Origin of the sequence: Massilia sp. BSC265, from assembly GCF_000740675.1 — a bacterium.
GTDB lineage: Bacteria > Pseudomonadota > Gammaproteobacteria > Burkholderiales > Burkholderiaceae_D > Telluria.
In genome coordinates, this window is record NZ_JPXI01000035.1 from 57,422 (window position 1) to 78,224 (window position 20,803).

Genomic DNA, 20,803 nt, shown 5'->3' on the forward strand with positions numbered 1-20,803 from the left:
CCGTTTACGTCAAGAGTGCGTGCGCCAGTTCGTTCAGCAATTTTTCTCGCGGCAAAGATTCTTTATCGCAGGGACTAGTCTCATTCCTGATATGTTCGATCGCCAGGACAATGTTTGGCCCGCCGCCGATGCATAGTGAAATCGCGCCACATCGGGAAATTATCTACCAGAGCAAACCTGTCGAGTTTCATTGCAAACTAGTAAACATTTGGTCATTACAGTAGAGTGCGTGTGCGGACTTGGCAGGCATACTCCGGCGGGATTGGTCAGCGCGCTGCACCCGAATGACGAAGCGCGGGTGAGCATGTACTTCGGCTTGGGCAAATGGACCCTGCCCGTGCTGGTGGCGGGTGGGCTGATTGCACTGGCCGTTTCGGCAAGCAAGCGGCTTGCACTTGGTTGGAAAGACCAGGTGTTTTGCTACCTGGTCGCTTCGCTTGCGGTTTCGGCCATCGTCGGTCTCGATCGATTCGTGTTGTAAAAGCAATAAGCTGCAGGCGCCCCAGGCCTGTTTCCTGCGTCGATTCGCATGTGCGGAGTTCTGATGGTGAATTTCTTCCTCTTGATCGGCGTGCTTCTCACCGGCATTGCTGCCTTGCTCTACTTTGCACCGAAGCTCAGGATCCTGAATTTCGTGGATTACCACACGCCGGCATCGGTCATCCGTATCAACCGCTATGCGGCGGCGCGATTGCTTCTTCCCGTGTGCGTGAGCGCAGGATGTGCCTATATCGTCGAGATGCGGCCGGAACTGGCCGTGCCGCTCCTGTTCCCCGTCATGATCTCTATCTTGGTGACCGTCGTGTGGATTGCTGCCGGCCTCACGCGCCTCAAAGATCGTTGAGACCGTCTTCCCGGCGGCCCGGAGTCTCCCGGTTGCGCTCGTAATGCTTCTCGAGCGGGAAGGGCGGCAGCCACGACTCGCGCCGCACCGTCCAGTTTTCGTAGGTCGGCATCGACTGGTCCGGCGCGTCGAGCGTGCCCAGGTGGACTTCGATCTCGTCCCCGCTGCGAGCGAACACGGACGAACCGCAGCGCGGGCACAAATGTCGTCCCTGGTACTCGCCGGTCTGGCCGCTGACCGTCACCGCATCGTGGGGAAAGATCGCGGCGGCGCAGAAAAGGCGCCATGGTGCTTGCGGCAGTCGAGGCAGTGGCACAGCCCGGCCCGGTAGGGACGCCCCGAGGCCACCAGCCGGACGTCGCCGCACAGGCAGCCGCCGGCGAACTGCATGTCAGCCCTTGTCGGCCTTTACGCGCGGATTCCGCCCCACGCGGCCGGAGCTTCCGCTGGCCGGCGGTGTCGGTTCCGCGCCGCCGGACACGTCCAACGGCGAGCCGCCGCGCGCTTTCGGTTCGGCGGGCGCCGGCTTTGCCGCCCCACTATCTCCGCCACCGGCATCCGGCGTGGGGCCGCCGGCCGGCATGGCGCTGCTGACTGCCTGGCGGAACTGATCTTGCAGTAAATTCCACCACGCTACCGCTGCCGGCATCGCACTGCTCGCTGCCTGGCCTGCCTGCTCGGCCTGGCTAGAGGCGGCGCCGGGCTTGTCGGTCTTTGGCTCGGGCACTGGCGGCGGGGGCGGCGTCGGAGCGGCGGCCGCCTGCGCGAAGAATTGCGTGAAGGGCGCCGCCATGGCCGGGTCGCTGCCGGCGCGTTGCATGGCCTGCGCCATGCTGTCGCCCATGGCTTTCAGGGTGGCGAGGGTGCCGCGCTGGACTTCCATGGCCTGGATGGTCCCGCGCAGCATGCCCAGGTTCAGGTTGAGCCAGGACTCGACCGCCTTGAGGTCGGCGATCTTCTTGTCCAGGTCGTCCACGGACAGGCTGGAGCCGGTCATGCCCGGCATGCCGACGCCGGGGATGTTCATGCCTCCCCAGAGGTTTTTTACGAATTCGAGGGTATCGGTCATTCCAGCAGCGTTCGGCATGGGAGGCTTGAGCATCGGTTTTCTCCTTAGTGGATGCTCTTAGCGTAGCAGATAAATAACACGGGACAAAGCTTGTGCGGCAAAGGGATCAATGCGCCGCAGCCTGCACCCCGGCCGCGCTCAGGCTACACTAGCGGCATGAGTTCCGCTTTTCCCCCTCAGCGGCTGCGCGCCCTGGTGCTGGGCACGCTCATCGTGCTGCTGCACTGGCTGGTGCTGGGCTGGCTCACTTCAGGCAGACTGGGTATTGCGCTGCCCGCGCGCGAAGGCGAAGCCTCCGTGAGCCTGGCCCAACTGCTGCCGCCGACGACTGAAGCGCCGGCGCCCGAACCTGTGCCGCCCCCGGCGCCGAAGATGGTGCAGCCGCCCTTGCCGGATTTTGTGCCGCTGCCCACGATTGCCGTTACGGAAGACACGGTGGGCGAGCCCGTTGCTCCCGGCCCGCCCGCGCAAGCGACCACGCCGCCCGACGAGGCCGCACCCGCGCCGCAGCTTGCCGCGGCGGAACCTGCTCCGGAAGCGGCGCCCGATCCCGCCCCGGCGCCGATCGTGCACATGGTGCGCCGCTACAAGGTGGACGTGCCGCCGCCGGCCGAGCTCACTTACAGCGTTGCCCGTACGGACGCCGACGGCACCCGCTGGAGCGGCCAGGCCCAGTTGTCGTGGAAACGCAACGAGCACGCCTACCAAATGCGCTTCGAAGCCGGCATCAAGATCGTGTTCGCACGCGTGAACCTGGCGGTGCTGACCAGCGAAGGCCACCTCGGCAGTACCGGCCTGGCGCCGGTGAAGATGACCGAGAAGCGGCGAGGCCGGTCGCTGACGGCGACCCATTTCGACTGGCCCGGCAACAAGGTAACCTTCTCGGCCTCGCAGGCCAATGTGGCGCTGCAGCCCGGGGCGCAGGACAAGGTCACGGTGCCCTTGCAGCTGACGGCCATCGCGCGCGGCGACCAGTCGCAGCTGAGCGGCGACATCGACATCTTTGTCGGCGAGGAGCGTTGGGGCGCCGTGCATACCTTCAAGGTCGTGGGGCCGGAGGAGATCGACACCCCGCTGGGCCGCCTGCAGACCGTGCGTATCGCGCGCCCGCCGAAGCCGGGCTCGTACAAGTCGCGGCTCGACATCTGGCTCTCGCCCGCGCATGGCTGGCTGCCGGTGCAGCTCCGCAGCAGCGAAGCCAACGGCGCAGTGACCACGCAGACGGCGAACGATATCGCCATGACCCAACCAGGATTCTGAATATGCAACACACCGTTTTACGACAAGCCGGCTGCGGCCTGCTGCTGGCGCTGCTACTTGGCACTGCCAGCGCGCAGGACGCCCCAGCCCCCATCAAGCGCAAGTTCGAATTGCCGCCCTCGGCCGACCTGCGCTATGAACTGCAGGCCCGCCAGCGCGGCTTCGGCCTGAAGGGCGAAGCCATCGTCACCTGGCGCGTGGGCGACGGCAAATATGCCGTGAGCGCCGAATCCAGGGTGGCGGTGCTGGGCACCATCACCCACGACCGCAGCCGCGGCACGGTCGACGCATTCGGCCTGGCACCAAGCGAATTCATCGAAAAGCGCATGCGCAAGGACCCGACCGCGACCCGCTTCGACCGCGAGGCCAAGGTCTTGCGCTTCAGCGAGAGCAAGCAGGTCTACCCGCTCAAGGGCGGGGAACAGGACCGGGCCTCCATCACCTGGCAGCTGGCCGCCGTGGCGCGCGGCGCCGGCGAACGTTTCAAGCCGGGTTCCGAGTGGCCCTTTTTCGTTGCGGGCCGCCGCGACGCCGAAACCTGGGTGTTCAAGGTCGTCCGGCGCGAAAAAGTGCAGACCGGCCTGGGCGAGGTCGAGGCCGTGCTGGTCTCGCGCCAGCCGGTGCCGGACAAAAAGGACCAGGAGCTGGAAATCTGGCTGGCGCCGCAGCACGAGTGGTATCCGGTCAAGCTGCGCTATGCGGACGGCGACAAGGAACGGATCGAACAGACCCTGAACACCGTGACGAAACGTTAAATCATCTATCAAGCAATGCAACATTGCCTCGTTTCAAGGCAATGAATGGTGTGTCTTTCCTGCAATCGAAGGCCCCCGCAGTCTGCTAGTTGCCGATCCTAAACTGTTATACTGGCGCCCCCGCGGACCGGTTGAGCCTGTCCGCGCCAGAGAACGGTACTTATATGATCGACCACCTTGGCGGCGCGGCGCTCGCCGTAGAATCCCGCATCACAGCTCAGGATACTCCGCTGGAAGACGACCCGCTGCAGGCGCACTTCCAGAACGGCGTCGCGCCCGACGAGATCGAGCAGGTCTACCACCTCAAGCGCGCCCAGCCCATGCTGTCGGCCTTTACTGCGCTGTTCCATGGCACCCAGGATGGCGTGCTGGTGCGCCTGCTGGTGCTGCGCGAGCTTGCCAGCGATACCGGCAGCTCGGCCTTTTCGCGCGCCGACATCAACAACAAGCTGGCCTACCTGATTCCGGAAAGCCTGGAGACGGTGCTGAACCGCCTGCGCGGCCACGGCCTGCTGGCCTGGGACGCCCCGGCCGCCGTGTATCGCATCACGCCGCTGGCGCGCAACGTGCTGTCCGCGCTCGATACCCTGATCGCGCTGGCCAAGCCGGAAGAAGACGACGCCGAGATGGGCTTCCTGCTGTCGCAGGTGGCCGGCGCCCAGGCCGTGGGCGGCGTCACCGTGGAGCAGCTGCGCCACCTGCTGGGCCGCCTGGTGGAGCTGACCGAGGAATTCCGGGATGCGATCGCCTCCGGTTCGGAATTCCGCCTGCGCACCTCGCAGGCGAAATGGCACATGGCCTGCGACTGGGTCGAGAAGGGCTCCGTGATCCTGCGCGCCATCACGATGGACCCGAGCGCCGATTCGGCCACGCACAAGGCGGCGCAGGCGATCGGCCGTGCCCAGAGCGCGCTGCTGAACATGCAGGGCATGTTCTCGCGCGCCCTGAACCAGATCGAGCGCCAGCGCGTGCACCTGGGCCAGTCCGGCCTGTCGACCACCGACGTGAAGCGCTGGCTGCTGGCCCACGAGGACCTGGCCAGCCTGGCCGAGGGCGCGATCGACCGCCCGGTAGTGCCGCTGTTCGGCACGCCGGCCGAGATGATCGACGTGGCCGAGACCGAACTGCTGCTCGAGCGCGTGACCTCGACCGGGCCGAAGGGTCTGCCGGCCGGCACCGACGCACCGCTGACGATCAACGACAATCCGGCGATGCAGGCCGAACTGAACGACTGGATCAACAAGCTGGCCGACTTCGCCAACCTCGGCAACTTCCCCGAGTTCTCGGAAAGCGGCCCGAAGAAGGTGGCGCTGCACGAGTCGCTCCTGCCGGCCAGCTTCGCCGTCGCTTCTTACCGGGCTTCGCTGCTGCCGCTGCTGGGCGACGCCGCCGAGGCCAGCCTGCAGGGCGCGACCGCCGAGCTGGCGCGCCTGCCGGTGAAGTTCGAGCCGACCGACGCCATGATCCAGCTCGACGACCCGGAAGTGGCGGCGATGTCGATCGCCACCCTCTCCTTGAATTTAGATCTAGACAGTCCTGAAAGCGCTACCTCCGATGAATGATGACGCACAAATCCTGATCGCGCGCCTGCTGACGCACCAGACCCTGCGCCGCGACGACAAGATGGTCAAGCGCGCGCTGTCGGACGAGCAGTTCCGCCAGGAGGTGGACAAGCGCCTGTTCGAGGCCGGCCTGAAGCTGCTCGACAACGTCTATGCCGACCACGTGACGATCGCCCTGCACCGCAACGTCGAGCCGAAGATCTTCGGCGCCAAGGACATCTGGCAGAACAACAACTTCGGCCTGACCCGTGACGGCGTGGCCTTGCTGGTGGTGCTGTGGGCGCAGATCATCCTGCCCAAGCGCGAGCGCCAGGAGACCCACGTCACGGTGACGGACGACCAGACCGACATGTTCGGACAGGACACCCCGATTCCGCGCGCCGAAGATACGTCCATCGGCATCTCCTACACCGCGCTGCTGTCCGACTTCGGCGACAAGCTGGGCAAGAAGACCCGCATGGACATGAACCTGGGCGTGCTGTCGAAGCTCGGCTTCATCGAGCGCCGCGGCGACGTGATCCTGGAAGGCCCGTTGCTGGACCTGATGATGGACACCGACCTGCTCAAGGAACGCATCATCAACGGCGCGCTGGCCGACGTGTTCAAGCGCGCGCCGCTCGCGGCTGCGCCCCGCAAGATCGACGCCGCCAACGATGCCGTGGTCGAATCGACCGACGAAGAAACCCCGACCTGAGATAGCCCATGTTCCACATCAAATCACTCGAACTGGTCCACTGGGATTACTGGCAGCGGATCAAGAACATCCCGCTGGACGCCAAGATCATCACGATCGCCGGCCAGAACGGTTCCGGCAAGACCACGCTGCTCGACGCGCTGCGCACCCTGTTCGGCCTCGACTGCTCGATGGGGCGCACCTATAAACACTATGCGCGCCACTCGGGCCAGCAGAGTGCCTGGCTGCGCGCCGTGGTCGACAACAAGCCGGTCGGCAAACAGCTGTCGAACCGTCCCTTCCGCCATTCGGGCTTCTTCGCCGACGACGAAGTGACCCTGTTCTGCCAGGTGCAGAAGAACGGCGGCGACTGGAAGCGCCAGTACCTGATGCGCCCGGGTAACGTCGAGATCGAGGAAGTCACGGATGCCACCGACTGGCTGGGCGTCGAAAACTACAAGAAGCGCCTGGCCTCGGCCGGCTTGTCGCCGGCCATGTCGAAGGTGCTGGCGCTGGAGCAGGGCGAAACCGACAAGCTGTGCGAATACGCGCCGCGCCAGCTGCTGGACCTGGTGTTCCAGGTCTTCGGCGACAAGGAAGTGCTGGACGCCTACGACGAAGCCAAGCGCCACCAGCGCGACACCGAGACGGAGCTGAAGCGCTTCGAGGCCGAGCTGGAAACCTCGCGCATCAACCTGGAAGGCCTGCGCTTGCGCGTGGCCAACTACCACCAGTGGGAAGACCTGCAGAAGGAAAAGCGCGCGCTGCAGGAAGAAGTGCTGCCGGCGCTGGAATACCACGAGGCGCGCGAAAAGGCCGCGGCCATCAGCCGCAATTTGAAGGAAGCCCGCAAGCCGCTGCTGCAGGCCGATTCGATCCTGGCCGAGAAGCGCCAGCAGTTGGCAGCCCAGCAGCACGCCCTGACCGAGGCGCAGAAGCAGGAAACCCAGCTGGAGCAGGAAGCCACCGAACTGGCCAGCCGCCTCACCCAGGTCAACCAGCGCCTGAAGCCGCTGGAGAGCCTGCTCGAGCAGAAGGAACGCCTGCAGAAGCTGGCGCTTGATGCCGGCGCCGACCTGGCCGAAGTGGCGAACCAGCTGAACGAGAAGGAAGCGGAACTCGCCAAGCAGAAGGCGGCGCGCGACAACATCGCCGCCAAGATCGCGGGCGAGCTGGCCACCATCTCGGCACTGCAGGGCAAGAGCGCCATGCCGGAGCCGGAAGCCCAGCGCCAGATGCGCCGTGCGCTGCGCGACGAGGGCATCGCCCACGCCATGCTGTCGGACATCGTCGAAGTCACCGATCCAAAGTGGCAGGGCGCGGTCGAGGGTGTGCTGGGCGGTTACGCTTCGGTGGTGCTGCTCGAGAAAGCCAAGGATGCCCCAAGCGCCTACCGTCTGGCCGAGAAGGAGCGCTACCGCCACTTCATCGTGCCCGACTGCGTCGAGGCGCCGGTGGTCAAGGACAGTAGCCTGCTGTCGGTGGTGCGCTTCTCCGGCAAGGCGCCGGGCTGGCTGATCGACCAGCTGGAACGCATCGAGCGCGTGGATTCGGTCGACGCTGGCTTCAAGTCGGATTCCGACGAGTGGATCACCCCGGACGCCTACCACCGCGAACGCCGCGGCGGCCGCTCCTTGTACGTCGAGCCTTCGCGCTACCGCTTCGGTTCCGCCGGCAAGACCCAGCGCCTGGAAGCGATCCAGAAGTCGCTCCCGGCCCTGGAAGCGCAGGAAGACGCGCTGACCCTCGCCATCAGCAAGCTGGCGGCCGAAGTGGGCGCCCTGAAGGGCCGCATCGCGGGCGTGGACGCCGCCAAGGAACTGGCGGCGCGCCAGGCCGAGTTCGAGGAAGCCGTGCGCGCACTGCAACCGCTCAAGGCCGAGCGCCTGGAAGTGGGCGCGCGCCTGGGCGAGCTGTCGATGCTGACCAAGAACGCCACGGTGGCGCGTACCCGTGCCGACACCGTGTGGCAGAACGCGCGCATGGCCCTGTCCGAAGCGGAAGCCGGCATGCGCCTGAACAACCGCCGCACCATCGAGCAGCGTACCGAGCACGCGAAGGCGCTGCTGGCCTTGCGCAAAGGCTGGCGCCACGTGCCGAAGAACTGGAAGAACGCAGGCTGGCGCGGCGCCCTGGTTGCCAAGCACCAGAACGCGCACCAGGTCAACCTGCGCCTGTCCTCGCTCGATCATGCGCTCGCGCGCGACGATTGGGAACAGGACAACACCGTCATCGACCAGTACGCACGCCTGAACGACCAGCTGTCCGGACGCCAGTCCGAGACCGAGGAACGCCGCTACCAGAACAACCGCGCGATCGAGGCCACGGCCAACGCGCGCGGCGCCTACATCGAGCGCCTGCGCTACACCATCAAGACCTACTCCAAGAACATCAAGGAGCTGGGCGAGCTGGCGGGCATCGACGTGCAGGCCGATCCGGTGCGCCTGGAGAACGACGACGTGCAACTGGCCCAGGCCGGCCTGCACGTGCGTTTCAAGTTCGACGGCAAGGACCAGATCGGCATGAACGACGGCGAGGCTTCCGGTGGCCAGCAGGTGATGAAGTCGCTGGTGCTCTTGATTGGCCTGCTGAAGTCGGAAGAAGGCTCGGGCGGCTTCGTGTTCATCGACGAACCGTTCGCGCACCTGGACATCCGTAACATCCAGCTGGTGGGCGAGTTCCTGAAGAACACCGACGCGCAGTACCTGATGACGACGCCGCTGACGCACAACACGGACGTGTACGACCCGTCGGAGCTGACCCTCATCACCAGCAAAAAGAAAAAGGATGTGCAGTGGGCGCAGCCGATCTTCGTGCTGCAGAGAAGGAAAGAAGAGGCGAAGGCCGCGTAAAACAAGGAAGGGAGCGGTGGCGCTCCCTTTTTCTTGCACGCGCCAGCTGCTTCAGGCGGGTTTCCCGATCGATGCCGGGATCAGCGTGGTCACTGAGTGGGTCACTGAGTGGGTCACTGAGTGGGTCACTGAGCGGACATCACAGCGCTATCTCGGTTCCCAGCACCTTCAGGAATTGTCCCAGCCACTGTGGATGCGCCGGCCATGCCGGCGCCGTCACCAGCTTCCCATCCGTCACCGCCTGGTCGACCTCGATGTCCGCATAGTCGCCGCCCGCCATGCGCACCTCGGGCGCACATGCCGGATAGGCCGAGACGCGCTTGCCGCGAATGACGTCGGCCGCGGCGAGCAGTTGCGCGCCATGGCAAACGGCGGCGATCGGCTTGTCGGACTGCGCAAACGAACGTACCAGCGCGATCACCTCGGGATTCAGGCGCAGGTATTCCGGTGCGCGGCCACCGGCGACCACCAGCGCGTCGTAATCGGCTACCCGGACTTCCGAGAAATCGACGTTCAGGGAAAACAGGTGGCCCGGCTTTTCAGAGTAGGTCTGGTCACCTTCGAAGTCGTGGATCGCGGTTCTGACCTTGTCCCCTTTTTTCTTGCCGGGGCAGGCCGCATGCACCGTGTGGCCGACCATCTGCAGCGCCTGGAAGGGCACCATGGTCTCGTAATCTTCCGCAAAATCGCCAGTCAACAACAGGATTTTCTTTGCTGCCATCATGTTCTCCTTGTGGATGTCCCTGAAAGCACGGCTGTCCGAGCGGACGTCGACAAAGATACCATCCGGCGCCGCGGGATGCTAATCTTGCATCATGAAATGATGAATCGATGGCAGCGGACTCATGCGAGATCGATCGCCTTGCGCACCTGCCTGCGCCAGCGCAACAGCCCCGCCGAGTACAGCCCGAAGTAACCCGCGGTCAGCCCCGCGCACAGCATGGTCAGCGGCTCATCCGTCAGGCGCGGCGCCGGAATCCCCTTGCCCTGGTTCGCATAGATTTCCACCCCGAGGTACAGGATGCGCGCCACCAGGATCATCGCCATCAGGATGCCGAGCCGCGCCGGCGGCGTGAAATAGTAACCCTGCTGCGTATCCTCGAAGCGCGTCCGTTTCAGTCCCCACACGCTCCAACCGATACCGAAGGCCGTGCCGATTGCCAGTGCTCCCAGGTTGAAGGGATTGTCGAGCAGCTGCGCCGCCGGCACCAGGATCATGGCCCCGAACACCAGCACCCCGGTGTAGTGGCGCGAGACGATCGAGCGCTGGCGGACCATGCGGGCCTTGATGCGGTTGTAGACGCGCCAGACCAGCAGCGGGGTCAGGACGAGCAGGGCGAGGGTGGTGATCGAGAGGTCCATGGTGCATCGAAATTGTCAGGTTCGCCATTGTAGCTGCACCGCACGCTATGCGGCAGCGAACGGCGGCGCAGGGACCATTCTGGTAAGGTGAACGCTCCGCTTTTGAAGAGGAGATTCCTGCCATGAATGCAGTTTCACCCGCGTATTTCCCTGTGAAAGCGCACCGCGCACCGGACCCGGCCCCGATCGAGGAACCGTCGCCCGAGCCCTTCGACACGCCGCACCCGCATCACCAGCCCGGCCATACCCATACGCCGCAGGGCGACGAGGAGCCGGTGCCCGATCCCAAGCCCAGCCTATTTTCCTGAACCGTCAGCCCAGCACGGTAGCAGCCACCCAGGCATACACGGGAATGCCCAGCAGGATGTTCAAGGGGAAGGTCACTCCGAGCGACATGCTGAAATACACGGAGGGGTTGGCTTCGGGGATCGCATAACGCAGCGCTGCCGGGACGGCGATATACGAGGCGCTGCCGGCCAGTACCATCAGCAGGGTGGCGTTGCCGGCCGACAGGCCGAGCAGCGCCGCCAGGCCCAGGGCAAGGCCGGCATGCACGACCGGCGCGCCGGCTGCGTAGACCAGCAGCCAGCGCGACTGGCCGCGCAGCTTGCCCAGGTTGCGGGCGGTGTGCAGGCCCATGTCGAGCAGGAAGAAGGCCAGCATTCCCTTGAACAGGTCGATCGAGAACGGTGCCATGGCCGCCTTGCCGGCTTCGCCCGTCAGTACGCCCACGAGCATGGCGCCGAGCAGGAGCAGTTGGGTGCCGTCGGTAAAGGATTCGTGCAAGATCTTTCCCAGCCCGACGCGCGGGCCCGGGCCGCCCAAGGCGGCCGTCCCGTTCATGTTCGACAGTACGGCCGGCGCCCCGGCCTGGCGCAGGGAATTCGCCAGCACGACGGCGATGATGATGGCCGGTGATTCCATCAAGGCCATCGCGGCCGCCATGTGCCCGCCGTAGGCGATCCCGTGGACGTCCAGGTACTGCGTCGCCGTGATGAAGGTGACCGCGCTGACCGAACCGTAGGTCGCCGCCACCGCAGCCGCGTCGAAGCCCGAGACGAAGCGCTTCAGCAATTGATATGCAACCAGGGGAATCGCCGCCGCCAGCAGGACGGCAGCCCCGAGGCTGGCCGCGATCTCCGCGGTGAGGCCGGATTGCGCCAGGGCGAATCCCCCTTTCAGGCCAAGCGCCATCAGGAGGTAGAGCGACAGGAAGCGGGAGATCGGCTGGGGGATCTCGAGGTTCGATTTCACGCAGCCGGCCAGGATGCCGAAGACAAAAAACAGGATCGCAGGATCGAGGAAGGTGGTCATATTTTTGCTCAACAGGGGAGGTGCTGCATCCTAAGCGCTGTCGGCAATAAAGAAAAATCGATTATTATGATGCGTAGAATAGATAAAGCTCTATGAACGCAACCTTTCGGCAACTGCGCCTGTTTCTTTCCTTCGCTGAACACCTGAGCGTGACGGCCGCCGCCCGTGCCTGCCACGTGACCCAGCCGACCGCATCCATGCAGTTGCGCGAGCTGGCCGACAGCGTCGGCATGCCGCTCTACGAGCAGGTCGGCAAGCGCATGTACCTGACAGCGGCCGGGGAAGCGCTGGCGCGCACGGCGCGCGCCATGCTGGACGAGTGGACCGCGTTCGAGCAGCAGGTCGACGGCATCCGCGGGATGACCCGGGGCCGCCTGCGGGTGTCGGTGGTCAGCACCGCGAAGTATTTCGTTCCGCGGCTGCTCGGCGCCTTCTGCGCGGCGCATCCCGAGATCGACGTCGCGCTCGAAGTGCTCAACCGCGACGGCGTCGTGCGGCGCCTGCGCGACAACCTCGACGACCTGTACATCATGTCGATGCCGCCCGCCGACCTGGAGCTGGAACGCCATGCCTTCCTGACCAACCCGCTCGACGTCATCGCCGCCGCCGCGCATCCGCTGGCCGGGCGCGGGCACATCGGCCTGGCCGAGCTGGCGCGGCTGCGCTTCATCCTGCGCGAGAAGGGATCCGGCACGCGCCTCGCTTGCGACGAGCATTTCAAGGCGCTGGATTTCCGGCCGGACGTGCGCCTGGAGCTGGGCAGCAACGAAGCCATCAAGCAGGCGGTGGCGGCCGGCCTGGGCCTGGGTGTCGTGTCACGCCATGCGCTGGCCGGGGAGCCGATCGCGGAAGGGCTGGCCGTGCTGCGGGTCGAGGGCTTCCCCGTCCAGTCCAGCTGGTGGACGCTGTACCGGAAAGGCAAGAAGCTCACTCCGGTCGCAAACGCGTTCCTGCAGCACCTGCAGCATATCGGCAGCGCCGCCCCGTCTTCCTAGTTCCATCCCATGAGGGTGGCCGGCACCAGCAGCAGCGCCAGCACCAGGTACATCAGCTGCAGCGGCACCATCCATTTTGCCCAGACGATCCAGGGGATGCGGCCAGCGCCAGCACGCCGACCGTGACGCCGGAGGCCGGGATCATCGGGGTGGACAGCTCGCCGAGCTGGAAGGCGAGGATCGCGGTCTGGCGACGCGGAGAAGGGATTCGAATTCGTGTTCCGGCGCGTGCCCGAAACCGAGGGTTACGTGTCGAACCGTGCGGAAGCCGATTCGGTCTACCGCGTGCGCGTGGACGTGCGTCCGGTCCGCGTACGCCAGCCGTTCTACCAGCCAGCGGCGCCAGGCGATCTGCCGTAGCAGGAGGCGCGCCTAGTCGCGCCGCTCCGGGCAGCGATGGCGGACCAGGGGCGGCGTGCTCATGACGTCGGTCAGCTTGCGGCCGTTGCGCGACAGCTGGAAGTGCGCGGCATGCAGCCGTGTTTCACCTTCACCCTGCAGTTCGGCAACCAGGACGAGTTCCTTGCCTCGCGTGACAGCGGTCTTTACCGGCCCCGTGCTTTCGAAATAGGAGATGCTGTCCTTGCTCAGGCGCAGCGTCGAATCGTTGCGCGAGGTGCCGCAGTCCTTCACGCGCATGTTCCATTCTCCCTGGTAGGCGCGCGGGATCTGCTGCTGGGTCTGGGCCTGGACTGGCGCCTGGGCCTGGGCTGGGCTATTGAGGCTGGCAAGTATCAGAAGCAAGGGATATACAAGCTGTTCCGTCATCATGTCTCCCCGGGGTGCCGGTCCTGTCAATCGAAGGCCCAGGCGTACAGCACGTCCAGCGCGGTATTGGTGCCGGTCTGGAACTGCAGCGTGATCCTGGGCGTCCACTTGTAGCGCAGGCGCACCAGGCTCGAGGCCGTGGTCGCACCCTGCTCGAAGCTGAGGTAGGTACGCGAGGAGATGCGCTTGCCCACGGTCACCACCGTGTCCGCAAGGCCGCCTGTACCGCCGTTGGCCTGTTTCAGCCCCAGCTCGTCCACGCCGAGCGAAGTCGCCAGCTTCTGCGTGATGCCGCCGGTGCCGCCCTTGCCGCCGAGCAGGGCGGCGCCGGCAGCCGCCAGCACATCCCTTTCGTTGCCGCTCGTGCCTTCCATGCCGCGCCCGAGCACCAGCCAGGACAGCTTTTCGCTGTCGGGCACGTTCGGCGTCGACACCAGCCGCGCTTCCGGCGCCTGGGCCGTGCCGCGCACCTGCACGCCGGCTTCCACATTGGTTTCCGACAGCTGTTCGCCCTCGGGCTGCGCACGCACCGCAAGCACGTCGAGTGCCGGGTTGTCGTAGGGGCCGCTGAAGGTGATGACGGCGCGGCGGATATCCAGCTTCTGGCCGTAGGCTGCATAGTCGCCTTCGACCGCGCGGATGGTGCCGTTGACACGCGGCGCGCCGGCGCCGACCTTGCGCATGCGGACGCTTCCGGCCAGCGTGGCGTCGATGCCCAGGCCGCGCAGTCTGAATTCTTCGCCCAGGTCGGCCCGCAGGTCGATGGTCAGCGGCAGTTCTTCTTTCTTGTTCGAAGGCGTCGGCTGGGCGCCACCCTGGCCCAGCACGATGACGTCGTCCGACATGGTCGGGCGGCCTTGCGGCGCGAATTCGATCAGGGCGCGGTCGGCACGCACGTTGCCTTCGATGGCGAAGCGTTCTGCATCGCGCACCAGCGAGGCCTTGCCGCTGAGGACCACCGTGCGGTCCGGACGCGAGAGCGCTTCCAGCTTGTCGAGCGTCAGGCGCAGGTCGGCCGCGGCCAGGCCGCTCGAGAAGCGCAGGAAGCCTTCGGCCGAGGCGCTGCCCTGGCGGCCCTGGAAGGTCAGGCGCTGCAGCTGCAGCTGGTCCCCGGACAGGCCGGCGCGCAGCTGGCCGTTCTGCAGGCGCACACCCTGTTCGGGCCAGCGCACGGCCAGGTTGTCGCCCTGCACGCTGCCGTCCAGGCGGGGGGTGCCGATGGTGCCGCTGCCCGTCAAGGCCAGGCGCAGCGCGCCGTCCAGTTCCAGTCCCGATTGCCCCGCGAACGAAGCCAGCCAGGCGATCGAGCCCATGTTGGCGTTGGCCGTCATGCGCAGCGGGCTGTCGCGGTCCAGGCGGCCCTGCAGCAGCTGGGCGGTGGCGTCGACCTTGGCCGAGCCGGTACGGGCGCCGTCCAGGTTGACATTCACGTGCAGCGAGCTGCCGACGACGTCGGCGCGTGCCTCAAAGGCGCGCAGCCCGAGCGGCACCGGCCGGTCGCCGCCGGCGATCACGTCGCCTTTCTCGCGGAACACGTGGACCATGCCGTCCAGCGCCGGGGCGGCGCCGGTGGCGGTCGCGGTACGGAGGTCGAGTTCCCACTTCGCGCCCAGGGTCAGGTCGCCGCGCGCATTGTCGGCAGTCGCCGGCGAGAACTGCGAGAGATAGGTGAGCGGCACGTTGTCCGCGTGGCCGCGACTGGCCCAGCGCGGGCCGTTCTTCACCAGCGAGTCGACCGTGATGCTGCCGGCCGGGAGGCGAATGACGGCGCCGTTGAAGGCGATGTTCTGCGGCTTGGCCAGGCCCATCACGCCGCTGCCGGGCGCGCCGCTGATGCGCAGCGGAACCGGCGCCTGCAGCGTCATCGCATAGCGGCCGCGGTTCTGCAGGGCCGCCAGGGTGCCGCTCCAGGTGTCGCGCGTAAAGCCGCCGCGCACTTCGAGGTTGGCATCGAACGCGTCGCCGGTCGCAGCCGCGCGCAGGGTGTGGGCGCCGCGCGTGCCTTCGGTGCGCAGGCTGGCCGAGGCGATGCGCGTTTCGCCACTGACGTATTCGGTGATCTGGATGTCGCTCGCCAGCGCATCGCGGGCACCGCGGCCGGAGCCGAGGTTGGCATTTGCACGCAGCGAACGAATGCTGTGGGTGCCCAGCAGGCGCAGGTTCTGGCCTTCGAGCGCGGCGGTGACCGAGGGGGTGTCCATGGTACCGGACAGGGTTCCCTGGCCGCGCAGCACGCCGGCGAAGTCCGGGCCGAGTGCGGCGAGCTGCGGGGCGTCGATGCGCCAGCCCAGCTGGTCGTTACCCGCGCCGAAGCTGCCCTTGGCGGCCACCACGTTGGCGCCCACGTGCAGGTCGACGTCGGCGTTCGAGATGTGGCGGCGGTCGGCGCTAAGTTTCGCATGGCCCCACAGCGGCGAATTCGACAAGGTCGAATCCTGTACCCGCAGGTCGACGGCGCCGCGCCAGTCGGCGCCGCTGCGGCCGCTGGCGTCAAAAGTGCCGTTGATCGAGCCGGCCAGCGGCGAGCCGAAGGCCGCCGGGTTGAAACGCTGCATGGCGCCGCTCATCTTCGCTTGCACGACGCGTGCGCCTTCGCTGCCTGCCAGCCAGGCTTCGCCGCTGGCGCGCAGGCTGCCATTGGCATTCTTGCGCTGGGCGGCCACCCAGCCGAGGCCGCTCGCATTCATTTCAAAGGTGGTACGCGGCGCGGCCATGGTGCCGGTGGCGACGCCGTTGGCCGTGACTGCCCCGTACAGATCGCTGCGCACCGCCGACAGCTGGCGGCCATCCAGGCGCCATTGCAGGCGGTCGCCCGTGCCGCCAAAGGCGCCGTTCAGCGCCACCGTGTTCTGGCCCAGGGCCAGGTCGGCATCGATGCCGCTGATGCGCTTGGCATCCGCGTGCAGCTTGCCTGCGCCTGACAGCGGCTGGTTCAGCAGCCGGCTGCGGCGCACGGCGAAGTCGGCATCCACGCGCCAGGCTGGGGCGAGCGCGCCTGCCACATTGACGCTGGCGTTGATGTCGGCTTCCGGGAAATCGCCGAAATCGGCCGGGTTGAAGCGGCTGGCGTTGGCGCTGGCCTTGAAGGCCTTGTCGTCGAGCAGCTTCATGTTGCCGGTGACGTCGACCCGGCTGCTGCCGCTCGACAGGCGCGCTTCGCGCACCGTGACCACGTTGTTCTCCAGCGTCGCCAGCGCGGCCAGGCGCAGCGCCTTGTCAGCCAGGTTGGCCTGCAGGGTCTGGGTATTGCCGGCATTCGTCACCTGGATGTCGCCGCGGATCGCGGTGGGCTTCATGGTGGAGTGGATGCCCTTCAGGTCGAAGCGGTCGGTATGCAGCGTGAAGCGCGCGGTGCCGAGTCCTTCGGCGTCCTTGTCCCGCTGGACGCCCCCCAGGCCGGTGAAGCGGCCGGCGGCACCGAAGTCCATCAGCACGTCGGACACCTGCAGGGCTTCCAGGTTGCCGCCCAGCTGGCCGCGCATGCTGCGCAGCGGCAGGCGCTGCTGGTCGATGGTGCCTTCCGGGCCGTCGTTGCTGATGTCGACGCGGCCGCTGATGTTGCGCTTCTCGTCCAGCTTGCCGGTGATGGCGAAAGTCAGGTCGGCGGTCGGCAGCGCCGGGTTGAAGAAGCCCGGGTCGACGTTGCGGCCATTGATGCGCATTTCGCGCAGCGGAATCTCGGCATAGGGCGAGAGCACGAAGCGGGCGTCGCCCGCCGCGCGGCCGGCCTGGCCGTTCGCATCGACCAGGGTGGTCTCCAGGTCGCCGCCGACTTTCAGGCGCAGCTGGGCGGCCCTCGAAGTTGCCACACCTTCGGCCTTGGCCTGCGACTGCGTCAGGCTGGCGGTGGCATCCAGCTTGAACGGACGCTGGGCGCCGATGGTGCCGGCGGCCCCCACGTCGCCCCAGGGCGTCACGGCCGCAGCATCGCGCAAAGCCCAGCGCTGCTTGTCGCCGGATACGCGCAGGCGAATGTTGTCGATGTGGGTTTCCGCGCCCTGGTTCACAAACGTGGCGCGGTTCAGGCGCGCATCGTCGATCGAGACCGGGAAGGGCGGCGCGAGTTTCGCCGGCATCGGCGAGCGTTCTTCGGTTTCCTTGAGCGTTTCGACGCGCAGGTTGGCCGCATGCAGGCGGTCGACCAGGATGCCGCGCGAGACGATCTGCGACGGCGACCAGTGCAGGTTGATCTTGTTGGCGATGACCAGCTGCTCGTCGGTGCGCCAGACGATGCGCTCGATATACATGGCGCCGTAGAGCGAACCGCGCACGCCGGTGATGGTCAGCTTGCCGCCGGTGGAGGCGGCGACCTTTTGCGCGATCATCTGCAGCGTGGTCTCGCGGCCCAGGTACCAGAGTGTTCCGCCGACCAGCACACCGGTGACGACGACGCCGATGGCGACGCGGCGCGGCCAGCGGCGTGCCTTCTTCTCTGGCGCCGGCGCGGGCGTCGTGTCGGTGGAAGTGTCGTTCGTGTCCATCAGAAGGTGAATCCCAGGGAGAAGTGCAGGCGCGCCTTTTTCACGGCATGGCCGTAGGCCAGGTCGACGTTGATCGGGCCCACTGGGCTGCGCCAGCGTGCGCCCACGCCGAAGCCGGATTTCGGCTGCAGGTCGCCGAGCCTGTCGGCGGCGTTGCCGACGTCGTAGAACACGGCCACGCCCCAGGGCGGGCGGAAGTAATACTGGTATTCGGCGCTCGCGGTGGCCAGGTACCTGGCGCCGACGATGGCGTTGTTCTCGCGCACGCCCAGTTCGCGGTAGCCGTAGCCGCGCACCGACTGGTCGCCGCCGGCGCGGAACAGGAAGGTGGAGGGCACGCCCAGTTTTTCCTTGGTGGCCACCGCGCCGAACTCGCTGCGCAGCACCAGGGTGCCGCTCGGTCCGAGCGGCTTGAACATCTGGCCGCGCAGGTAGAGGCGCAGGAAGCGCTCGTCGGTCAGGATCGGCAGCAGGGCGCCGCCCAGCTGGCCCTGCAGCACGTAACCGTTGGTCGGCTGGATCAGACTGTCGAGCTTGCGCTTGGTGATGGCATAGGTGAGCGGCAAACTGCGCGTCGTCGTCGGTTCGCTTGGCGGCACCTCGCGCTTTTCCACCAGTGCCTCGAGCGTCAGGCTGCGCTCCAACAGCGGCGTGCCCCACGAGCGGCGCGCAGCAATCGTGGCCAGAGTGGTGATCTCGCCGCGTACGTCGTTGCGCTCGACGCCGGCGCCGACGCTGTCGTTGTAGCCCTTGGGCTTGGTCGGCCAGAAGAAGTCGACGCGCGCGGTCTGGCGCTTCTGTTCGTAGATCAGGTCGCTCTTCATGCGCTTGCCGAGCACGTTCAGGTCGTCGTAGCTGGCCTGCAGGCGAGCGCCGGTGTCGGTCGAGAAACCGACGCCGACCTCGACGTTCTTGCGCAGGTTTTCGGTGACGCGCACCAGCACCGGCAGCACGGTGGGTCCGGTGGGCGGTTCCGGCGTCGCTGGATTGGCGTCCGCGTCGTCGTCGCCTTCCTTCAGTTCCTGCAGCTCGGCGTTGAGCACCTGGCGCATGTCGGCGCTCACCTCCACGCTGCTGAAATAGCCGGTGTCCTGCAGGCGCGACTGCAGGGCCGTCAGGGCAGCCTCGCTGTACTGGTCGCCCGGCTTGATGTTGTTCAGGTTGGTGATCACCTCGCGCGAGTAGCGCTTCAGGCCGCGGATGCGCAGTTCGCCGAAGCGCATCTCGGGACCGCTGTCGATGACCACGCGCAGCATGGCGCGGCGTTCTTCCGGATCGACGGTGGCGCTGGTCTCGACCAGGCGCGCGCGCGGGAAGCGCGTCTGGGTCACTTCGCGCAGCAGCCCGCGCTTGGCGGCTTCCCAATCTTCCTGGCGGAAGCGCGCGCCGCTAGGGAGCGACCAGCGCTGGCGCAGGGCGCCGGCATCGAAAGGGGCGCTGCCCTCGTCGATCGGGGCGAATCCCTGCAGCACCAGGTCGACGTCGCCGACCACGGTCGCCGGCCCTGGGTCGACGATGACGCGCGCCACCGGCCGCCCGCCGCTGGTGTCCAGGCCGGCAGAGATCTTGGGCGAGTAATAGCCCTCGGTGGCGATGAAGGTCTTGGCCTGGGCCGGGGCTTCCTTGACCAGGCGCTGCAGCTGTTCCATGTCGACGCGCGGATTGCCGCGCCAGCGCATCAGGTCGAGGTTTTCCTCGAGCATCTCCTCGAGCTGGCGCGGCGCGTCGATGCGGACCTGGTAGTCGATTCCCTGCGCGTGCAATGCCGTGGCAAAGACCAAGGCGCCGAGGCCCGTCAACAGGCGGGGCAGGGGACGCAAACGGCGAGGGATCGATCTTGCAGGAAACATAGCGCTCCGGAGGTAAAGTTCATGGCAATCTTAACGGATTGGCAAAAACAATGACAAACTCTTGGCCCAGCAGTGTGACCCTGAATTCACGCAAGCCCCGGTTTTATGCCAGAATCCGCGGTTTCCCCAAGCGCCCGGCGCGCCTCATTCACGGACTTCGATCATGCATACCAACGACACCGCGCTCGTCCTCTTCAGCGGCGGCCAGGACTCCACCACTTGCCTCGCGTGGGCACTGCAGCGCTATGCGCGCGTGGAGACGATCGGCTTCGACTATGGCCAACGCCATGCCGTCGAACTGGAGGTGCGCCCGACCCTGCTGTCGAAGATGCGCGCCTTGAGGCCGGACTGGGATGCGAAGCTGGGCGAAGACCACATGATCGACCTGTCCCTGATTTCGAGGATCTCGGACACGGCCCTGACCAGCAACGTGGCCATCGCGATGCAGGAAAACGGCCTGCCGAACACCTTCGTGCCGGGGCGCAACCTGCTGTTCATGACGGTGGCGGCGACGGTGGCCTACCGCCGCGGCCTGAACGTGCTGGTGGGCGGCATGTGCGAAACCGATTTCTCGGGCTACCCGGACTGCCGCGACGACACCATGAAGGCGCTGCAGGTGGCCCTGAACCTCGGCATGGCCACGCGCCTGAAGGTCGAGACGCCCCTGATGTGGATCGACAAGGCCCAGACCTGGCAACTGGCCCAGGACTGCGGCGGCGACGCGCTGGTGGATTTGGTCCGCTTCGATACCCATACCTGCTACCTGGGCGAGCGTGGGGCTGCGCATCCGTGGGGGCATGGCTGCGGCACCTGCCCGGCCTGCGCGTTGCGGGCACGCGGCTACGCGCAGTATGTGGAAGGTAAGAAAACGAAGTAAAAAAAGGGCAGGACTTGCCATGGCAGCATGATACGTCCACCTTGAAATAGGCTGATGCTAGTAAAACGATACGTTTCAAGAACGTCATTCCTGTGAACGCTGGAATCCCAATATTCTTCTCTCGCCGCCAACACAAACGAA

19 protein-coding genes are annotated in these 20,803 nt (G+C 66.4%); 11 read left to right on the forward strand and 8 right to left on the reverse strand.

What is annotated here, in order from left to right:
* Positions 1–298 precede the first annotated feature (298 nt).
* Positions 299–481, forward strand: coding sequence for a hypothetical protein (locus MA09_RS16130; RefSeq protein WP_152594687.1), 183 nt, complete (start codon positions 299–301; stop codon positions 479–481).
* Between the two features lie 63 nt (positions 482–544).
* Positions 545–844 (forward strand): hypothetical protein, encoded by a 300-nt coding sequence (locus MA09_RS16135; RefSeq protein WP_152594688.1) that lies wholly within the window; start codon positions 545–547, stop codon positions 842–844.
* Here MA09_RS16135 and MA09_RS16140 read toward each other — a convergent pair.
* Both MA09_RS16140 and MA09_RS16145 read right to left on the reverse strand, forming a co-directional pair.
* Entirely contained in the window at positions 831–1,160 is a 330-nt protein-coding gene (locus tag MA09_RS16140; RefSeq protein ID WP_229440757.1) for a GFA family protein, read from the reverse strand. The two genes, MA09_RS16135 and MA09_RS16140, sit on opposite strands and share 14 nt — an antisense overlap.
* Before the next feature lie 75 nt (positions 1,161–1,235).
* The gene (locus tag MA09_RS16145) at positions 1,236–1,946 is read right to left on the reverse strand and encodes a PhaM family polyhydroxyalkanoate granule multifunctional regulatory protein (RefSeq protein ID WP_051933524.1); all 711 of its coding nucleotides are present in this window, start codon (positions 1,944–1,946) and stop codon (positions 1,236–1,238) included.
* 123 nt (positions 1,947–2,069) lie between these two features.
* Between MA09_RS16145 and MA09_RS16150 the strand changes: the two genes are divergently transcribed.
* The 5 genes from MA09_RS16150 to MA09_RS16170 all read left to right on the forward strand — a co-directional run bounded on the left by MA09_RS16150 (position 2,070) and on the right by MA09_RS16170 (position 9,015).
* Entirely contained in the window at positions 2,070–3,173 is a 1,104-nt protein-coding gene (locus MA09_RS16150; RefSeq protein ID WP_036250691.1) for a DUF3108 domain-containing protein, read from the forward strand.
* Positions 3,174–3,175: 2 nt separating this feature from the next.
* Positions 3,176–3,928 carry a DUF3108 domain-containing protein gene (locus MA09_RS16155; RefSeq protein ID WP_036250694.1) on the forward strand — a complete coding sequence of 251 codons (753 nt, stop codon included), beginning with the start codon at positions 3,176–3,178 and terminating at the stop codon, positions 3,926–3,928.
* Between the two features lie 164 nt (positions 3,929–4,092).
* The gene (locus MA09_RS16160) at positions 4,093–5,490 is read left to right on the forward strand and encodes a hypothetical protein (protein ID WP_200883080.1); all 1,398 of its coding nucleotides are present in this window, start codon (positions 4,093–4,095) and stop codon (positions 5,488–5,490) included.
* On the forward strand, positions 5,483–6,184 hold the full coding sequence (locus tag MA09_RS16165; RefSeq protein WP_036250697.1) for a hypothetical protein: 702 nt from the start codon (positions 5,483–5,485) through the stop codon (positions 6,182–6,184). Before MA09_RS16160 ends, MA09_RS16165 begins: the two co-directional genes overlap by 8 nt.
* A gap of 8 nt (positions 6,185–6,192) precedes the next feature.
* Positions 6,193–9,015 (forward strand): ATP-binding protein, encoded by a 2,823-nt coding sequence (locus MA09_RS16170; protein ID WP_036250700.1) that lies wholly within the window; start codon positions 6,193–6,195, stop codon positions 9,013–9,015.
* Positions 9,016–9,154: 139 nt separating this feature from the next.
* Here the strand turns inward: MA09_RS16170 and MA09_RS16175 are convergent, their stop codons facing one another.
* Both MA09_RS16175 and MA09_RS16180 read right to left on the reverse strand, forming a co-directional pair.
* The gene (locus MA09_RS16175; RefSeq protein WP_036250703.1) at positions 9,155–9,736 is read right to left on the reverse strand and encodes a DJ-1/PfpI family protein; all 582 of its coding nucleotides are present in this window, start codon (positions 9,734–9,736) and stop codon (positions 9,155–9,157) included.
* A 122-nt stretch (positions 9,737–9,858) separates the two neighbouring features.
* Positions 9,859–10,377, reverse strand: coding sequence for a hypothetical protein (locus MA09_RS16180; RefSeq protein ID WP_036250706.1), 519 nt, complete (start codon positions 10,375–10,377; stop codon positions 9,859–9,861).
* Positions 10,378–10,499: 122 nt separating this feature from the next.
* On the opposite strand from MA09_RS16180, the gene MA09_RS16185 reads away from it, so the two are divergent.
* The gene (locus tag MA09_RS16185) at positions 10,500–10,685 is read left to right on the forward strand and encodes a hypothetical protein (RefSeq protein ID WP_036250708.1); all 186 of its coding nucleotides are present in this window, start codon (positions 10,500–10,502) and stop codon (positions 10,683–10,685) included.
* A gap of 4 nt (positions 10,686–10,689) precedes the next feature.
* On the opposite strand, the gene MA09_RS16190 is transcribed toward MA09_RS16185, so the two are convergent.
* The gene (locus tag MA09_RS16190; protein WP_036250711.1) at positions 10,690–11,691 is read right to left on the reverse strand and encodes a sodium-dependent bicarbonate transport family permease; all 1,002 of its coding nucleotides are present in this window, start codon (positions 11,689–11,691) and stop codon (positions 10,690–10,692) included.
* 92 nt (positions 11,692–11,783) lie between these two features.
* On the opposite strand from MA09_RS16190, the gene MA09_RS16195 reads away from it, so the two are divergent.
* A complete protein-coding gene (locus MA09_RS16195) occupies positions 11,784–12,686 on the forward strand; it encodes a LysR family transcriptional regulator (protein WP_036250714.1) in 903 nt (300 codons plus the stop codon).
* A 216-nt stretch (positions 12,687–12,902) separates the two neighbouring features.
* Positions 12,903–13,046, forward strand: coding sequence for a hypothetical protein (locus MA09_RS24890; RefSeq protein WP_161783232.1), 144 nt, complete (start codon positions 12,903–12,905; stop codon positions 13,044–13,046).
* Positions 13,047–13,058: 12 nt separating this feature from the next.
* On the opposite strand, the gene MA09_RS23780 is transcribed toward MA09_RS24890, so the two are convergent.
* The 3 genes from MA09_RS23780 to MA09_RS16210 are packed head-to-tail and all read right to left on the reverse strand — an operon-like array spanning position 13,059 to position 19,755.
* A complete protein-coding gene (locus MA09_RS23780) occupies positions 13,059–13,430 on the reverse strand; it encodes a hypothetical protein (protein WP_152594689.1) in 372 nt (123 codons plus the stop codon).
* 50 nt (positions 13,431–13,480) lie between these two features.
* On the reverse strand, positions 13,481–17,935 hold the full coding sequence (locus MA09_RS16205; RefSeq protein WP_036250715.1) for a translocation/assembly module TamB domain-containing protein: 4,455 nt from the start codon (positions 17,933–17,935) through the stop codon (positions 13,481–13,483).
* Positions 17,935–19,755: an autotransporter assembly complex family protein gene (locus tag MA09_RS16210; protein WP_307183915.1), complete on the reverse strand. Its 1,821-nt coding sequence runs from the start codon at positions 19,753–19,755 to the stop codon at positions 17,935–17,937. The genes MA09_RS16205 and MA09_RS16210 overlap by 1 nt, the downstream gene beginning before the upstream one ends.
* 193 nt (positions 19,756–19,948) lie before the next feature.
* On the opposite strand from MA09_RS16210, the gene queC reads away from it, so the two are divergent.
* On the forward strand, positions 19,949–20,662 hold the full coding sequence (gene queC, locus MA09_RS16215) for a 7-cyano-7-deazaguanine synthase QueC (RefSeq protein WP_036250717.1): 714 nt from the start codon (positions 19,949–19,951) through the stop codon (positions 20,660–20,662).
* The last annotated feature ends 141 nt before the right edge of the window (positions 20,663–20,803 follow it).

Bases quoted from the DNA above. Each gene is read 5' to 3' on its own strand.
- MA09_RS16135 (WP_152594688.1), top strand. From the start codon at position 545: ATGGTGAATTTCTTCCTCTTGATCGGCGTGCTTCTCACCGGCATTGCT.
- MA09_RS16145 (WP_051933524.1), bottom strand. From the start codon at position 1,946: ATGCTCAAGCCTCCCATGCCGAACGCTGCTGGAATGACCGATACCCTC.
- MA09_RS16150 (WP_036250691.1), top strand. From the start codon at position 2,070: ATGAGTTCCGCTTTTCCCCCTCAGCGGCTGCGCGCCCTGGTGCTGGGC.
- MA09_RS16155 (WP_036250694.1), top strand. From the start codon at position 3,176: ATGCAACACACCGTTTTACGACAAGCCGGCTGCGGCCTGCTGCTGGCG.
- MA09_RS16160 (WP_200883080.1), top strand. From the start codon at position 4,093: ATGATCGACCACCTTGGCGGCGCGGCGCTCGCCGTAGAATCCCGCATC.
- MA09_RS16165 (WP_036250697.1), top strand. From the start codon at position 5,483: ATGAATGATGACGCACAAATCCTGATCGCGCGCCTGCTGACGCACCAG.
- MA09_RS16170 (WP_036250700.1), top strand. From the start codon at position 6,193: ATGTTCCACATCAAATCACTCGAACTGGTCCACTGGGATTACTGGCAG.
- MA09_RS16175 (WP_036250703.1), bottom strand. From the start codon at position 9,736: ATGGCAGCAAAGAAAATCCTGTTGTTGACTGGCGATTTTGCGGAAGAT.
- MA09_RS16180 (WP_036250706.1), bottom strand. From the start codon at position 10,377: ATGGACCTCTCGATCACCACCCTCGCCCTGCTCGTCCTGACCCCGCTG.
- MA09_RS16185 (WP_036250708.1), top strand. From the start codon at position 10,500: ATGAATGCAGTTTCACCCGCGTATTTCCCTGTGAAAGCGCACCGCGCA.
- MA09_RS16190 (WP_036250711.1), bottom strand. From the start codon at position 11,691: ATGACCACCTTCCTCGATCCTGCGATCCTGTTTTTTGTCTTCGGCATC.
- MA09_RS16195 (WP_036250714.1), top strand. From the start codon at position 11,784: ATGAACGCAACCTTTCGGCAACTGCGCCTGTTTCTTTCCTTCGCTGAA.
- MA09_RS16205 (WP_036250715.1), bottom strand. From the start codon at position 17,935: ATGGACACGAACGACACTTCCACCGACACGACGCCCGCGCCGGCGCCA.
- queC (WP_036250717.1), top strand. From the start codon at position 19,949: ATGCATACCAACGACACCGCGCTCGTCCTCTTCAGCGGCGGCCAGGAC.